This window comes from Aestuarium zhoushanense, assembly GCF_056431045.1.
Genome location: NZ_JBWKMA010000025.1, coordinates 1 through 16,658 on the forward strand (window position 1 = coordinate 1; position 16,658 = coordinate 16,658).

10 protein-coding genes are annotated in these 16,658 nt (G+C 54.3%); 5 read left to right on the plus strand and 5 right to left on the minus strand.

Annotation, left to right across the window (positions count from 1 at the left end):
* From AC07ED_RS16025 to AC07ED_RS16045, 5 genes are all read left to right on the plus strand, one after another.
* Positions 1-246 (plus strand): hypothetical protein (locus AC07ED_RS16025; protein ID WP_478242463.1); only part of this gene is annotated, 246 nt, incomplete at its 5' end.
* 333 nt (positions 247-579) lie between these two features.
* Entirely contained in the window at positions 580-3,018 is a 2,439-nt protein-coding gene (locus tag AC07ED_RS16030) for a type I restriction-modification system subunit M (protein WP_105234915.1), read from the plus strand.
* The gene (locus AC07ED_RS16035; protein WP_105234916.1) at positions 3,015-4,190 is read left to right on the plus strand and encodes a restriction endonuclease subunit S; all 1,176 of its coding nucleotides are present in this window, start codon (positions 3,015-3,017) and stop codon (positions 4,188-4,190) included. Before AC07ED_RS16030 ends, AC07ED_RS16035 begins: the two co-directional genes overlap by 4 nt.
* 42 nt (positions 4,191-4,232) lie before the next feature.
* Positions 4,233-7,301 (plus strand): type I restriction endonuclease subunit R, encoded by a 3,069-nt coding sequence (locus tag AC07ED_RS16040; RefSeq protein ID WP_105234917.1) that lies wholly within the window; start codon positions 4,233-4,235, stop codon positions 7,299-7,301.
* A complete protein-coding gene (locus tag AC07ED_RS16045) occupies positions 7,291-8,013 on the plus strand; it encodes a M48 family metallopeptidase (RefSeq protein ID WP_105234918.1) in 723 nt (240 codons plus the stop codon). The genes AC07ED_RS16040 and AC07ED_RS16045 overlap by 11 nt, the downstream gene beginning before the upstream one ends.
* A 145-nt stretch (positions 8,014-8,158) precedes the next feature.
* Here the strand turns inward: AC07ED_RS16045 and AC07ED_RS16050 are convergent, their stop codons facing one another.
* The 5 genes from AC07ED_RS16050 to AC07ED_RS16070 all read right to left on the minus strand — a co-directional run bounded on the left by AC07ED_RS16050 (position 8,159) and on the right by AC07ED_RS16070 (position 16,604).
* Entirely contained in the window at positions 8,159-9,001 is an 843-nt protein-coding gene (locus AC07ED_RS16050; protein ID WP_158664503.1) for a hypothetical protein, read from the minus strand.
* 146 nt (positions 9,002-9,147) lie between these two features.
* A complete protein-coding gene (locus AC07ED_RS16055) occupies positions 9,148-12,267 on the minus strand; it encodes a DEAD/DEAH box helicase (RefSeq protein ID WP_105234920.1) in 3,120 nt (1,039 codons plus the stop codon).
* Positions 12,260-13,603: an EH signature domain-containing protein gene (locus AC07ED_RS16060; protein WP_105234921.1), complete on the minus strand. Its 1,344-nt coding sequence runs from the start codon at positions 13,601-13,603 to the stop codon at positions 12,260-12,262. The genes AC07ED_RS16055 and AC07ED_RS16060 overlap by 8 nt, the downstream gene beginning before the upstream one ends.
* Positions 13,600-14,547: an OmpA family protein gene (locus tag AC07ED_RS16065; RefSeq protein WP_105234922.1), complete on the minus strand. Its 948-nt coding sequence runs from the start codon at positions 14,545-14,547 to the stop codon at positions 13,600-13,602. The genes AC07ED_RS16060 and AC07ED_RS16065 overlap by 4 nt, the downstream gene beginning before the upstream one ends.
* Positions 14,544-16,604 carry a hypothetical protein gene (locus AC07ED_RS16070; RefSeq protein WP_105234923.1) on the minus strand — a complete coding sequence of 687 codons (2,061 nt, stop codon included), beginning with the start codon at positions 16,602-16,604 and terminating at the stop codon, positions 14,544-14,546. Before AC07ED_RS16070 ends, AC07ED_RS16065 begins: the two co-directional genes overlap by 4 nt.
* Between the last annotated feature and the right edge of the window lie 54 nt (positions 16,605-16,658).

Here is a 16,658-nt window from a genome sequence, read left to right on the forward strand (position 1 = left end):
AAGTGGCCAGATAGTCGCCGCGAGGCGGCGCGACGGACGATTGTCCGAACCAAGCGTCGAGACACAAGTCTAAGCGCAGCTCAAAACGCGTTCTCAGGCCGACTTTTTCAACAAAATCCGCCCATCCTGGCAACAAAATACGCACTGAACGTTGTGGGTCAGAAATTGGCTATTAAGATTTTGATATTTGACTGTTTAGATGTTGATGCTAACGAAAATTGCAAAGCGAAAATAATGCTTAAGTGACTATTTAATGTGATGCAATCCAACCCAGTGGGGGAAGATTAGACCATCTTGGATCTGCGCCCTCTCAGGGAAGTCAAACGGCCATTGTCCTTAGGAGGTCAATTTACGTCGTCTTTTGTGGGTTGATTGAGAAATGCAGAACATCGGCGTGTCCGACGGCGGGTTGATGCGGTATCAAAACCATTGTCCTTTCGAGCTTTCAGTTTCAGTTGAAAACGTCTGCCAGTAATCAGGTTCAACGACTTGCAGTGCCCGCAATATTCCAGTCAAACTACTCTAGATGAATCGAAGGTGCCTCCATTTCAACTGCACCTGTGAATTACAAGGTGCAGAATGGCTATCAAGAAATCCGACATCTATCGATCCCTTTGGGACAGCTGCGATCAACTGCGCGGCGGTATGGATGCTTCGCTCTACAAGGATTACATCCTCACACTACTGTTCGTGAAATATGTCTCGGACCGCGCAGGTCAGGCAGATGCCTTGATCGAGGTCCCAGAGGGCTGTTCCTTCGAAGACATCCGCAAACTCCGTGGCACTAAAGACATCGGCGAAGGCATCGATACCGCAATTGCGGGGATTGCCGCCGCCAACGACCTCAAGACCGTAATTGATAGAGCTTACTTCAACGATACGGAGAAGTTTGGCCGTGGACCTAAGATGGTTGCGACACTCACATCTCTAATCAACATCTTCAGCCGGGAAGAGCTGAACTTCAGCCGCAACCGCGCCGACGGTGACGATATCCTTGGCGACGCCTACGAATACCTGATGCGTAACTTCGCGACCGAGTCCGGGAAGAGCAAGGGGCAGTTCTACACCCCCGCGGAGGTCTCTCGCGTCGTGGCGGCAGTGGCGGGCGTGAGCCGCGCCAACAGTCCGAAGCAAACTGTTTACGACCCCACCTGTGGCTCCGGGTCGCTGCTATTGAAGGCTGCTGACGCCGCCAAGGTCAACCTGACCATCTACGGTCAGGAAATGGACATCACCACGCGCGGCCTCGCCAAGATGAACATGATTATGCATGGCCGCGAGGATGCCGAGATCGCCCAAGGGGACGTGATTGGCGAACCGCAGTTCAAGGCCTCCGACAGAGACCTCCAGACCTTCGACTTCATCGTCGCCAACCCGCCTTTCTCGGCAAAGGCATGGACTTCTGGCCTGACCAACGACACGAAATTCGGCCGCTTCGACCTCGGCATGCCGCCCGAAAAGAACGGCGACTTCGCCTTCCTTCTCCACATCCTTGGTTCCATGAAGGCCACCGGCTCCGGCGCGGTCATCCTGCCCCATGGCGTGCTCTTCCGCGGCAACAAGGAAGCCGAACTGCGCGAGAAGATCCTCAAGCGCGGCTACATCAAGGCGATCATCGGCCTGCCTGCGAACCTCTTCTACGGCACCGGCATCCCTGCCTCGATCATCGTGCTCGACAAATCCCAGGCCAGCGACCAGCGCCCCGTCTTCATGATCGACGCCTCGCGCGGCTTCATCAAGGACGGCAACAAGAACCGCCTGCGCGAGCGAGACATCCACAAGATCACCGACGCCTACAAGCGCCAGGCCGAGATCGCGGGCTACTCCCGCCTTGTCCCTTACGCCGAGATCACGCGCAACGATTTCAACCTCAACATCCCGCGCTACATCGACGGCTCCGACCCCGAGGACCTGCAGGACATCGAGGCGCACCTGAAGGGCGGCGTGCCGAACCGCGACATCGACGGGCTGGCCGCGTTCTGGGAGGTCATGCCCGGCATCCGCGCCACGCTCTTCGGGCCGAACCCGCGCCCGGGCTATTCCGATCCGCTGGTCGAGCCGGAGGAGGTGCGCAGCACCATCCGCGACCACGCCGAGTTCACCGCCTTCCAAACCCGCGTCCATGGCATCCTCGATGGCTGGGCCGGGGCGAATGCGCCGCGGATGGATGGCATCCAGGTGGGCGACAAGCCAAAGGAGCTGATCCACACCATTGCCGAGGACATCCTCGACCGCTTTGCCGAGGCGCCCCTGATCGACCGATACGAGGCGTATCAGCGGCTCATGTCCTACTGGGCCGAGACCATGCAGGACGATGTCTTCATCATCGCCCATGACGGTTGGGAGGCGGCCAAGGAACTGCGCGAGGCCCGCAAGGAGACCGACGACAAGGGCAAGGTCAAATGGCTGGAAGAGGCCGACCTGAGCGTGAACAAGGTGCGCCTTGTGGCGGATGTCATCCCGCCTCGGCTGATCGTCGCGCGCTTCTTCCCGGAATTGCAGCAGGCCGTCGATGACGCGCAGGCCAGGGCAGAGGAGGTGAGCCGCGAGATCGAGGAACTGGTCGAGGAACACGGGGCCGAGGGCGGCCTGCTGGCCGATGCGCTGACCGAAGCTGGCAAGCTGACCGCGGCCTCGGTCAAGGCACGCCAGAAATCCGGCGATGCCGAGCCCGAGGAGGCGAAGCTGCTGAAACAGGTGGCCAAGCTGATGACGGCCGAGACGGCGGCGAAGAAGGCGGTCAAGGAAGCCGAGGAGGCGCTGACCGAGGCCACGCTGAGGAAATACCCCGAGCTGACCGAGGAAGAGATCCGCTCCCTGGTCGTGGATGACAAATGGCTGACCGACATCGCCGATCTGATCGAGGCCGAAATCGAGGCGCGGACCGAGCAGATGACGGCTCGGGTGCGGGTGTTGACGGAGCGGTATGGGCATCCGTTGCCAGAGGTCTCTGCTGAAATGAATGCGCTATCGCAGCGCGTTGACGAGCACCTCAAAGCTATGGGGTTCGTAGCGTGACCGACACGAAACTGCCCGAGGGATGGATTGAACTGCCGATTGAAAAGCTGGCTCGGATAACCACCGGATCTCGCGATACTAAGGATCGCGAAGCCAACGGCGAATATCCTTTCTTCGTCCGTTCGCAGACCATCGAGCGTATCAACTCGGTAGGTTTCGACGGTGAAGGCGTTCTGACGGCTGGGGATGGCGTCGGAACCGGAAAGATATTCCATTACATCAACGGCAAATGTGACTTCCACCAGCGCGTATACCTGATGCACGCCTTCAGCCCGGAGATAACGGGCCGATATTTCTATTACTACTTCAGTTCGTTCTTCTACGACCGCATCATGTCGATGACAGCAAAGTCATCGGTGGATTCAGTTCGTCGCGAAATGATCGCTGACATGATGGTCCGTCTGCCCATGGACTCGAAAGAGCAGGACCGGATTGTCGAGGCGCTGTCGGATGCGGATGCGCTGATCGAGGGGCTGGAGCGGCTGATCGCCAAGAAGCGGCTCATCAAGCAGGGCGCGATGCAGGACCTCCTGACCGCCAAGCGCCGCCTTCCAGGGTTCTCGGGGGAGTGGGGGACCGAGCGTGTCGGCGATTCAGCTTCCTTGATCACCAAAGGAACGACGCCAACGAGCATCGGGCACGCCTTTACCGAAAGCGGTGTGAGATTTGTTAAGGTTGAATCTCTCCTTGAAAATGGGAGAATTGACCAATCTCGAACAGCATCAGTCAGCGAACTAACTCATCGAGTTCTGAGACGGTCTCAGCTCAGGGAAGGTGACATTCTGGTTTCAATTGCAGGTGCTATCGGTCGTGTAGGCATAGTCAGCCAGAGTGATTTACCTGCAAACACCAATCAGGCTCTCGCCATTATTCGGGTGAATGATGGCGAAAGAGTCGATCAATCTTTTTTGAAGTTCGCACTTTCCTCTGAGGCTGTTCAAAATCATTGGGCAGAAATTTCGGTTCAGGGTGCTCAGCCGAATATCTCCCTGATCGACGTCAGAAGTTTGGAATTTCAGTGCCCGTCCCTGCTTGAGCAAAAGGCAATTGCCTCGGTCCTGACCGACATGGACACCGAAATCCAAACCCTCGACACCCGCCTCGAAAAGGCGCGGCAGGTGAAGGAGGGCATGATGCAGAACCTTTTGACCGGACGGATCAGGCTGGTCTGACATTTTACTTTAAAGAGTATTTTCGATAACGGAGTGATTTACATGAGCAAGATCGGCGAGGCGGAACGCAAGGCACAGAACAGGGTTATCGAACTGATCTGCGGGGACAAGTCCGGCACCTCCGGGGGCCTCGGTTGGCGCTATCTCGGCGACTGGCAGAAGCGCGACGGCAACACCAATATCGAGCCGTCCATTCTGCGCCCTTGGCTGGAAGCGCGGGGCTACACTCCCGAGGTCATCACCCAGGCCATCGCCCGCCTGACGCGTGAGGCGCAGATGGAGAGCACCAAGCTCTATGAGGCCAACAAGAGTTTCTACGACCTGCTCCGCTACGGCGTGCCAATCACCCCCGGACCGAGCGAAGCCCCCGTTACTGTGCGCTTCATCGACTGGGGTGATGCAAGTGCAAATGACCTCGGCGTGGCCGAAGAGGTGTCGATTAAGGGGAGGGACGCTAAGGCCTGGAACAAACGGCCCGACCTTGTGCTCTATGTCAACGGCATCGCGCTTGGCGTGGTGGAGCTGAAGAAATCCACCGTGGGCGTGGGCGAAGGCATCCGCCAGACGCTCGACAACCAGCGGCCGGAGTTCATCCAGCACTTCTTCACCACGGTGCAGATCACCTTTGCGGGCAATGACAGCGAGGGGCTGCGCTACGCCCCGATCAAGACGCCTCAGCCTTATTGGCTGGCCTGGAAGGAAGAGAGCGCGATCACCGGCCCGCTCGACCGCGATGTGAGTCAGATGATGGAACCGGCGCGGTTTCTTGAGCTGATCCACGATTTCACCCTGTTCGACGCAGGCATCAAAAAGATCGCCCGCCCGAACCAGTATTTCGCCGTGAAGGCGGCACAGGACCGCGTGGAGCTGCGTCAGGGCGGGATCATCTGGCAGACCCAAGGGTCGGGCAAGAGCCTGATCATGGTGATGCTGGCGCGCTGGATCAGGGAGGCCTTGCCCGATGCGCGCATCCTGATCGTGACGGACCGCAAGGAACTGGATGGCCAGATCCAGGAGGTGTTTGGCAACACCGGTGACAAGGTGCGGCGGGCGCGTTCGGGCAATGACCTGATGGCGGCGCTGGCCGACCCGACCGATCGCGTCGTCTGTTCGCTGGTCCACAAATTTGGTAAGCGGGAACAGACCGAGATGGCCGAGATGATCGCCGAAATCCAGGCGTCGAAGATCGGCGCCCCGGTCGGCGATTTCTTTGTCTTCATCGACGAGGCGCACCGCACACAGTCCGGTAAGCTGGCGCGCGCCATGCGGCAGGTGCTTCCCCGCGCGATGTTCATCGGCTTCACCGGGACGCCCCTGCTGCGTTCCGACAAGGAGACGTCGCTCGAGACCTTCGGTCCTTATATTGGTAAACCCTACCGCTTTGATGAGGCCGTTGAGGATGGCGTGGTGCTGGATCTGCGCTATGAGGCCCGCGATATCGACCAGCGCATCACCGCTCCCGGCAAGATTGACGCCTGGTTCGAAGCTAAAACGAAGGGGCTAACGCCGATCGCCAAGGCCACGCTGAAGCAACGCTGGGGTACGCTCCAGCGGGTGCTGTCGAGTAAATCCCGCCTCGAGCAGATCGCCAACGACATAATCTTGGACATGGAGATGAAGCCGCGCCTGAAGGCCGGCATGGGCAACGCCATGCTGGTGGCCGGCTCAATCCCCGAGGCCTGCAAGTTCTTCGAGATCTTCCGCAAGTCCGGCTCGGTGCTGGCTGACAAATGCGCGATCGTCACCTCCTACAAGCGTGCCGCGCCCGAGATCACGGGCGAAGAGACGGGGATGGGCGAGACCGAGAAGCAATATGTCCACCGTGTCTACACGGACCTGCTGGGCGATACCTCGGAGGAAGACTACGAAGAGGAGTCGCTGCGGCTGTTCAAGAAGGAGCCAGGTCGCATGAAGCTGCTGATCGTGGTCAGCCGCCTCCTGACGGGCTTCGACGCACCGACGGCGACCTACATCTACATCGACAAGCAGATGCGCGACCACGGACTGTTCCAAGCGATCTGCCGCGTGAACCGGCTGGACGGTGAGGACAAGGATTTCGGTTACATCGTCGACTACAAGGACCTGTTCCGAAACATCGAAAGCGCCGTCGATGACTACACGTCGGAAGCTTTCGATGCGTTCGACAAGGAAGACGTTGAAGGGCTGATCACGGATCGCGCCGAGCAGGCTGATCAGGATCTGCGTGTCGCTCGGGAGGCTTGGCTGGGGCTTATGGATGGGGTTGAGCAACCTAAGGAACTTGAAGAGTGCTATTCCTATTTCTCGAGCCCATATGGTATCGATCAGGATCCAGACGCCGAGGAAAAAGCGCGCCGCCGTCAGGCCCTCTACAACATCTCTGGCCGTTACGCGCGAGCCTATGCCAACATCGCAGCCGAACCTGAGGGATCTGGCTTTAATGATCTGGAGCTGGCTGAGATCCGGCGGGAGGTCGAACGTGCAATCGGTATCAGGGACGCTGTGAGGCTGCATAGCGGAGATGCCGTCGACATGAAGCTCTACGAGCCTGCCATGCGGCACCTGATCGACAACTACATCCGGGCTGACGACTCGGAAGTTATTTCTCATCTGGATGATATAAGCCTCATTGACCTCGTTGAAAGTAAGGGCGCTGACGCGGTCAACGACCTACCACCAGGGATCAAGCGCAATCGTGAGAACGTGGCTGAAGCGATTGAGAACAACGTCCGCAAGATCATCATCGAAGAGACACCAGTTAATCCGCGTTTCTATGAGAAGATGTCTGAGCTCCTCAAGGACCTGATCCGCGAGAGACGAGTTGGGGCAATCGAATATGCTGAGTATCTCGAACGGATCGCGACCCTTGTTCGGGATGTGAAGGCGGGGCACGGTTACACCTATCCGGGGATGATCAAGACCTCGGGGCAAAAGGCCCTTTTTGACAACCTTGACAACGATGAAGCGATGGCACTCGCACTCGATCAAGCTATACGGGACACTGCGCCGTTTGGGTGGCGAGGAAACGCGATGAAGGAACGCAAGGTCAGGCGCTGCTTAGAACAGTTGCTAAATGACCCATCGGACGTGGAGCGGATCTTTGAGATCCTGAAAAACCAGAGTGAATACTGAACACGCACAGATCGGTGGTATTGAGGTCGAGATCGTTCGAAAGAAGATCAAGAACCTGCACATTGGCTGTTACCCTCCTGAGGGACGTGTCCGAGTGGCTACACCGGACCACGTGAGTGATGACGCTATTCGCCTCGCGGTCTTGAATCGCATGCAATGGATTAGACGCAAGCAGACACAGTTCGCCAACCAAGACCGGCAGGCACAACGCCGATTCGTTTCAGGTGAAACGCATTTTCTTTTTGGGCGAGCCCTCAGGCTGGAAGTGCTCGAATGGGAAAAGAAGGTGTATCGTATCGCCAGGAAGGGCGGGGATAAGTTGGTCATGAAGGTCCCTGCAGGAAGCGATCAACTCCAGATGCGTCAATGGATGGCTATATGGCAAAAAAACGAGCTTCGGCGGTTCGCTCAGCCGCGTATCAAGTTCTGGTCAAAGCGTCTGGGAGTTCAGCCTGCGAAGTGGGGGATCCGACCGATGAAGACGAAGTGGGGGAGTTGTAACCCAGATAAGTCGATCATCTGGCTCAATCTTGAATTAGCCAAAAAACCAGAGGGTATGATCGATTACGTGATCTTGCATGAACTCGCGCACTTCGTGTCGCCACGACACGATGACAGGTTTACGGGTGTCCTTGACCGTTTTCTCCCCCGCTGGCGTAGCATGCGGCAGGAGCTCAACGCTTTGCCATTGGCCGCTTGGTCGGATTCTTGATACCGCTTCACTTTGGGCTCGCCACGCCTTGGTCCAGGTTCTCTGATCGAAGCAAATGCTTCACACTGTCCTTGCGTTGAAGCTGCAAACTTCTGGAAATCGCCCATGCAAGTGACCTGAACAGGAACGGCGAGGGCGAACCTGTTCAGGGCGAAATCAGTACGGCAAACGACATAGTTTCAAAATCACCCGGGGTTTCCACATGATATCCCAATTCTTGCCCACCATTGTATGGATCGCCAGAATAGTCCCTGGCATGGCAAACAGTAAGGTATTCGTTGGTAACTCCTTCAGAAGCCCCCTCTACAATCGCAGGCGAAAGTACCTCCCATTCGTCATCAGCATTTAAGAACGCTGGACGAACCATTGAGCAAAAAAACTCCAGATAGAAAGGGCCTTTCCAGTCTGGATGAACGGGTGTGGCCTCTGCGATTAACCGGTCGTAACCATCCTCAAATCTGGCTTCAAGGTTGAGGGCGCTGGCTTTAATGCGAATTCTTTTGCCTGGTACGGCATAGCTACCTTCGCCAATGATTTCGATGTCTTCAACCCGCGTCCACCAACAGCCGCCCATGTGGCAACGACCAAGAACCACCATCGGTAAGTCCGTTGGGTGACTGAAGTTTAGAGCTTGATTGGAAACTTTGGCCTCGATGTCATCATCTGACCAAACACAGATCGTTGCTGTATCACTTGACCAACAGGCAGGTTCACGTTCTGACCGATCTGCTGCGCCATAACTTTGAATATCACTATGAATCTCGCCGATGCTATCTCGCAGTACATCTAGTGATATGCGCGACGAACCGTCGAAATCTTGTCCATTATTCATGCGGACTTCGAAGCTGCCTCCGCCGTGCGGTTGAAAATTGCATGGCCCGACGATCCGTTCGCCTTCTATCGTGATTTCGCAGGTGGCATCTGTTGCCCATCCCAATGAGGGAACTACACTAAGTGCGGCGAAAATCAGAAATTTTGAGTTTTTCATTGCAATGAATTACCTTTTAAAACAGTCTCTTAATGGGGGTTAATCTACAAGATGCAAATAAGTCAATAAAAACTACCTGAAATTGATTTGCCGCTATGGCTTTGAGAATATTCACCGACCTAGACATGCCCAAGTAGGCTTTTCGGTCACCGAAGCTCCCAAGCGCCAGATACGTCTGGCTGCACTGGAGTTAATCCATCGCGTTCGAATTGCTCGGCCATGGTCTCCGCGACTACAGTTTGACCGATGCGTGTCGACGCCGTCAAAGCTTGTGTCAGGCCGCTAACATCTGCTGTGCTGTCACCAAGTGGCCATAGCGCCTGTTCGGCCAGTTTGCGTTTTCGTTGCATGAGGCTTTGAAGTAGGCAGTCGAAACTCTGTGCACCTAGTTCTGGATGCAGTGCCATTGGTATATGAACGGAGACTGGTTTGGTTTGGCCAATTCGATGGACACGATCATTACACTGTTCTTCAACGGCAGGGTTCCACCATCGAGATAAGTGAATGACATGTGTTGCCGCCGTCAGCGTTAGACCTGTCCCCGCTGCCCTTGGACCAAGGATAAGCATGTCAAAGCCTCCATCCACGTTTAGGTGTTGTTGAAAGCGATTTACAATTTCTTGCCTGCGAGGAATGGGCGTGTTGCCGTTGATCACGTCGATCTTCTCAAGCCCGAATAGGTGGCGCGCTATTTCGGCGAAGCGGAACTGCATTTCTCGATGTTCGATAAATACTAGAACGCGCTCTCCCGCATCTTTAATACGATGTAGTATGTCGATGACGGCTTCTAGGCGGGCACTTTGTGAAATAAACTGTTCTGGCGCGACGGAATTTGTTGCGCCAGGGTGCACCGACACTGATCTGATATGATGAAGCATTTTGAGCGCTGCACCAGGTCCGCCGTTGGCGAGTTTAATCTGAGCCAAGTTATAGGCGTCGGCCTGGATTTTTGGCATAAGACGCGGGTGCAGGTAACGACGTTTTTTCGGAAGGTCACGTGCGACCTCGTCTTTCAAGCGCCTTAGGCCCAGCGGTGGGATGGCTCCACGTGGCTTGAAAACCCTCGCGTGTAGATCGGTCATATTGTCTGCGTCAGGTTCCTGAAACTCCATTTCAAACTCTGAGCCAGATCCGAGGCAACCAGGCGCGATACGATCCATGATAGTCCAAAGGTCTATCACGGCGTTCTCAATAGGGGTTCCGGTCAAACCAATCCGAAAATCAGCCTTCATCGCTTCGACTGCCTTGGAGGCGAGGGTCGAGCGATTTTTAATGTTCTGGATCTCGTCCATCACCATCGCCGAGAATGGGATTTTCCCCAGTGAATGTTGGTAATTTGTGAGCGTCGTATAAGTCGTCAGGAGCCAGTATCGATGTGCGCGTCCGTCTTCAATTGCCTCATCCAACCATTCGAGATCCAATTTTGGTAGGCCAGATTGTGTCTCTGTCCCTCCCACGTCACGGCGTTTATGTGTGCCAAGAGACGATCCATAAAGTCGAACTAGATGTCCAAAGCCACGCGCTTCAACGTGGGTTTCAACTTCTTGTTCCCAGTTTCGTAGGAGTGAGGTCGGTGCCACTACTAAGATTGGGCCGCGGTGTGCGGCCTCAGGCTGTTTCATGTGTTCTTTCAGCCACGTCAAAAATGAGATGGTTTGTAGTGTTTTTCCCAATCCCTGTTCATCGGCGTTCAGAATACCAGGTAGGCCAGTTTGCCATGCCTGCAATGCCCATTCAAAGCTCCGCTCTTGGTGATCTCTAAGTGGAGTGCTGATGGTTTTGGGCAAGGTGAGTGGTATCGTAGGGTTTCGTGGCGTAAGTTTCGCTTCCCAGGTCAGCTCATCGTAGTTCTCTTTGGTATCGAGAATGACTGGACCGGCAACTGTGTTTTCCAGATCTTTGTCGTCTTCTGGGAGTGTCGGTATCGCTTCTCGCCTTTGGATTTCCCCTTCAATGGCAGCAAGTCGAGAAGCGGTGACTTGAACCTGTTCTCCTGCGATTTCTGCGGTGCTATCTGTCCCTGCCTCGATCGCCGCGACCATATGATCACGGAGAGCGCATAGGTCCGATGAAGACATCGACTGGATAGCCTCAACAAGGTGCTGTGCAAACGCTTCCGGTAGCCACGTTGTGCCACTACCTGCCCTCAGGTCTGTAGGGCGCTGGTAGACGACAACGCCCGTGACGCGTTCAGAATACTCACGGCTCTCAATGAGAGTTGGTCCCGCGATAGCGTCTACCATCTCGGCCTGCTGTGCGTCATCTAAGCCATCTAAACGGCCACTCTCGGAGAGGTGTTTGCTTACCGCAGCCGTAATGAACGCACGGGGGTTTTCAATGAAAGCGCGGCGTTCCACGCGGTCGGCTTTTTGAACTCGTGTTAATTCCGCAAGAACCGGCGCAGCACCTTTGTCGATCACAAGGAAGCCGTTGTTGCCGAGACGATAAGCAGGCTTTGCACCATGCTGATGCAGGCCAAATTGAAAAACCGCCAAAGCTTCACCGCTTAACTCTGCGTTTTCTTCAGAAATATTATCGTTCAGGCCTGCATTCTCGAGGCTTTCATTTGAATACGGAATGACTTCGAATTGTCCGAGAGTGGCATCAGGAGAGATAGAAAAACGGTCAGCTATCCGCACTTCTAGGCCACGCAGGAAGGCTGTCATCGACAGGCCTGCCATATCTCTGTTGGCGGACATGGCTGCTTCAATATCTGTGTCGGGCTCAATCGCGCGCCTAAATTCCGCCAATGCACGCCAATGATCTTCCAAAGGCTGATTTGCGTCGAAGCCGTCGGCCATGTCTAGGGCGCGCTTCATCCATAGTGGTAAACGACGAAGTCCTTGGGAAGTTCTAAGTATCGCGCCTGTGCGTTTAGGGGTCTCCCGTTTTCCATGACGCGACCATTCATAGGAAAGTTTGAAGTCTGGTTGTCCAAGGACACCGCTGACATCTGTCGAAAGCATCAAATCCACAGTTCTCGGCAAACCCAGAGCTTCAGCGGCTGGCGCCGAGAGGCTCGCAACAGTGTCATGAGACAGTAGGAGGTGATCAGATGCGATTTCAATTGAGCCTGGATGGCCGTCTTCCCAAGCCCGAATGTCGCCAATCGCAAAAAGCATATCTCGGTCATCTGGCGCTAGATCCGTAAAGCTACGCTCTGAAGATTTGGTTGCCAATCGTGAGAAGAGGCCTTTCTTAGCTTCAGGGAAGCGGATTTCTACCGCGTCTTCAGATATGGTTTGGATGGTGGTTTTGTCAGACATGTCGGTTTACCCAATCTTCCCATGCGGCAAGCTTGCGGGACTCGCTCCAATAGTGGGTCTGAGATAGGCGTGATGTTCGCCTAATCTTTGCAGCATCATATCTCAGTTGATACATCGCCGGCGCATTGTCAGCGTCTTTATTAAAGACATGTGTCTTATAGCTATGACAGCCGTCGACAACGATCTTATTGCCTATACGCATAATAAGAAGTGACAGGTCAGGGATGTTGGTCTGTCGGCCAAATCGTGTTCCTAGATCGCCCTTGGTTCGGATCATTCTGATTGCCTTATCGTAGGCATCGGCACTAAATGCGACCCATGCTTCGTCTATGCGACCTGCATCATGCATCTTAAGCCAGAAATCACGTCGAGGCGGCCACATATGGTTCTTTTGAGACAACGTTACAACGTTGCAGAAAAACTCCATATCTGCACGTGTAAGCCAGCCCAATAAGACGGATTTCAATTTGGGATCGAAACCTGACCATATACCGCCAGTGTGCAAGCGCGGGTCATTCCATCCCGCGATGATGCGTTCAGACAGTTCATTGCGAAGATCATCAGGTGGAGTGCGGTTCAGCCAAACTGCCAATATCGCTTCAATGGCGCGACCTGCGCCTGTTTGAAGGGTTGGACCGTTTTCGGGCGCCAGCCAGTTAAAGAGTTTTGTTCTAGCTGTTGGATTGGCTAGATCAGGAGCAATGCGATCCACGAAAATTCTGGACGCGGCCTTTGCAAGCCCTGACGTATGCGGGCTGTTGAGACCAATGGCCTTGAGTGCCAAATAAGCGTTTTCGGCGTCCAGCATCAGATTTGCTAACTGACTTGGAGCCATCTCTGGCTGGAATAAAGATGGGAGCCCATGCTTGAGGCGTGAAAATCGGCCGCCAATCTCATCGCTGCGTTTTTCGAGTGCGCGGCCCAGACTGCGAGTATGATCTGCTTTAGATTTAAAGCTATCAATGTAGACACCCACCATCCCATCAAGAAATGCACCTGGTTCTCTGGTCTCAATTTCTTCGAGATAAAATGCGCGTACGGGGGCGAGGTCCGAACGGTCTCGGCGCTCCGCATCAAAGACCGCGACCGCCGCAGAAATTACACGTTGGGTGGTTACGTCTTCCCACGACCACCTATCGACGCGGCCAAGCATTTCCATAGCCAATTTTTCGCGGTCGCGATCCTCGGGCGTTTTAACTGCATTAGGCCATCTTTTGAGGATTGATGTCACTGACCTTCCAATTTGATCGAGAGAGGGGAGGGCGCGTGTTCTTAGTGGCAACAACCTACTCAGAAGTGCACGCGTATTCTCAATCTTGGTCAGTGGCTCGGTCATGGCCGTGTTCCGGAGGCTTCAAGTGCGTCTCGTATGATTTTGATTCCGTCGGTATCTTGTGGTGTGACCATGATGAACCGAAGGTCAATTCTTCGATTGGTTGCTCGGCCTTCTACTGTTTCATTAGGAGCAACTGGACGATCAGGCCCGTAGGCGGCTACGGAAAGAACAGGCTGAAGTTTGAGGTTTAGGTGCTGCATCACGCCATCCGCTGCACTTGTCATGGCGAAGAAGGTGTTATTGGCCCGATCGGCTGAAAGCCTTCGGTTGAATTGATCTGCACCCAAGTTGTCTGTGTGCCCTTCAATCTGCACTGCTTCGACCAAGGCAAAAGATGGATTGCAGCTTTCATCAAACTGTGACGCTTCTCCCAAGGAGAAACACGGCAAAATCTCGTCTAGCCTTTCAGCCAATCTTGATACAATTGCAGCTTTATCGCGTCTTAGTCTCGACTGTCCTGATGCAAATAGGCCTTCACCCTGAAATCGAAGTGCATCACTCTCTTCGCTTAACTCGACCTTGAGATCAGGAAAATCAGCGAGGATCGCTATGCGTAGCCGAGATAAAATCTCGCGTCGCGCAGTTGTTACGTCGGCGAGGTAAGATTCAAGAGGGTCGATTTGTTCGAGTTCGCGGATCTTAGCAAGAAGTTCCTCAATTTTTACCGTCTGTTCATCGATGGTTTCTTGCATTTTCTTCATTGTCGCTTCGTAACGGGCGATGAGATATCCGCGCGCGTCCGCTAAATTCCGCCACTGATCGCGATCATCTAGGATGTCTTCGTAAATAGTCCGCGGCACAGTTTCGGTCTCACGAGACTGGCTCGCAAAAAATGCCAATAAGATCATCATGATGAAAAGGAATCCGACTGTCATGTCGGTCATGGACACGAAGGCACTTTCTTCTTCGTCCTCGCGACGAGCCTGTTTTGCTTGAGCTCTCATGCGCGGCCCCGTGGCTGCCGTGGAATGAAGGTTTCAGCTTGTTCCACGACGCTCTTCAGAGTGTCTAAGCCTGGTGCCAATGCGTCGCGCATTTGACCTACATGATCTTGCGCCGTCCCAAGCGCGGCTTCGAGCTGAGCGCCGTATTCCTTGAGTGCGCGACCTAGCATTTCGTCGATTTTGTCGAGATTGTCGGCTTCTTGAGACAATTGTGAGATCACGCTGCGTGTCGCTTCAAGATTTCGTTGAATTCCTTCTCGCTCAGTACCCAAGGCTGTTCTAGCGCTCTCTAGAACATTGGCGGCGTCTCCAGCTACAGAGGCAGAGTTTTTCATAAGTGCGTCCGACACCGTTTCGACCAAATCGCCTACGCGGCGTAGTGTGATTTCAATCCGCTCATGCGACGCTCGGATCGGTTCAGCTGCCACCGAAAGTGCCTCGCTGGCAGAACGGAAACCATCGGATGCGCCGTGAATTGCGCTCGCCCCAGCGTTAAGACCTTGAGCTGCACTTTGAGCGCCAGATGCACCACGTTGCACTGCATCCGCCATCTCTGACAGGCGGGTCCCAATGTCTTCAAGGCGCGATAGGATTTTATCGCCTATTACGTCTCCCATATCAGTGCCTAACTTGGCTATATCGGTGCTGGTTTTATTGAAACTTTCAAGGAGCGTACGCCCAGCACCAGTTATGGCCTGGCCCGCCTCGTCCGTGCTTTCTGCCATACGTTTGCGGGCAGCCTCTGCACTTTCTTGGCTTGCAGTTTCAAGCGTGGATCGGAAGCCGTCTGCCGCAGACTTCATTTCTTCGGCCGCAGCGCGCATAGCTTCTGCGCCTTGTCCAGTATTATCCTTAATTCCAGAAAGCGTTTCATTCATGACGCTGAGCAATCGATCTGCCCCTTCGTTCATAGCTTCTGAAGCGGTCCGCCCACTGGCAGCGACTTCGTTGCGCATTTCAGACATCGCACGTGCCATTTCACTGAGCGCGTCTCTTAAACCGTCGCCAGCTTGAGTATTTGAGGTGTTCATCCGATCCACCATCAAGCCGATGCGGTCGGTTGCTTCTCCGAGAGATTCACTTGCTCTAGTAAGAGCATTTCCAACAGAATGAGACAGCTGTTGGGATAAGTCTCCAACCATTCCCTCCATACTGCTTGTACCCATTGAGCTAACGCGATCGAAAATCGGGTCCATGGTATCTGCAATGGCGGACGTGATAGCTTCCGGTAAGGCATCGAGCGGTTGCCGAAGCTCCGCAATCATATTGGTGCTCAAAGCTTTCAACTGTGTTTCCTGCTCTCGCGCGGCTTTGAGTTGCCGGAAGCCGATGTCTTCAAGGCTGACAAAGACGAGACGACGCTCAATTCCTGTGCAGAGATGGTTGAGTGCAGCTTCAATTCGGTTTTGCTGTGCTCTCAAAAGGATCGTGAATAAGATCGAACAGAATAGACCAACCAACGACATGACGAATTTAGCTGAAGCAATCTGCATGAAATCCTGCATCGCCTGGTCCATGCCGCCATCACCGGAAGCCATAGACTGAGAAAATTGATGAAGGGCAGCAACCAATCCAAGAAATGTGAGGAGAAGACCGGCAGAGACAAATGTGTTGGGTAAAATTCGATAAATGCCAGGACCAAACTCAAGATCTTCAACGTTTAAGAAGTTCGCCGGACGGATAGAGTTACGGAGCCTTAGTGGACCGTCGAGGTCATCTGGCACGATAGTCTCAGAGAACTCATCGAACGCTTCCCAGATGGATCGACGATTTCGATTGGTCCTATAGGTCTCGAGTAGTGATGCTTTGAACTCATCGTATCCCTCGGCGAAGACCTCGATGCTTTCGTGGCTTCTGACTCGTGTGTCGAGTTCTTTGATAGCCCGAAATTGACGTATGGTTCTCGTTAGGTAGAGAATTCCCGCCAGCATCGTGATCATAAGGAAAAGTCCAGCAAAGTAACCGGGGCGACTGTCAGAAAGCGTTAACGCTTCCGCTAGCTGAATGATGCTGTCCTTCAAGAAAAGACCAAGGTCGCCACCGAATTCAAATTGCACGTTTTTCTCCAGTCGAAATTATCAAGAGGTCGTTTGTAGAGCGGATACGTCAGT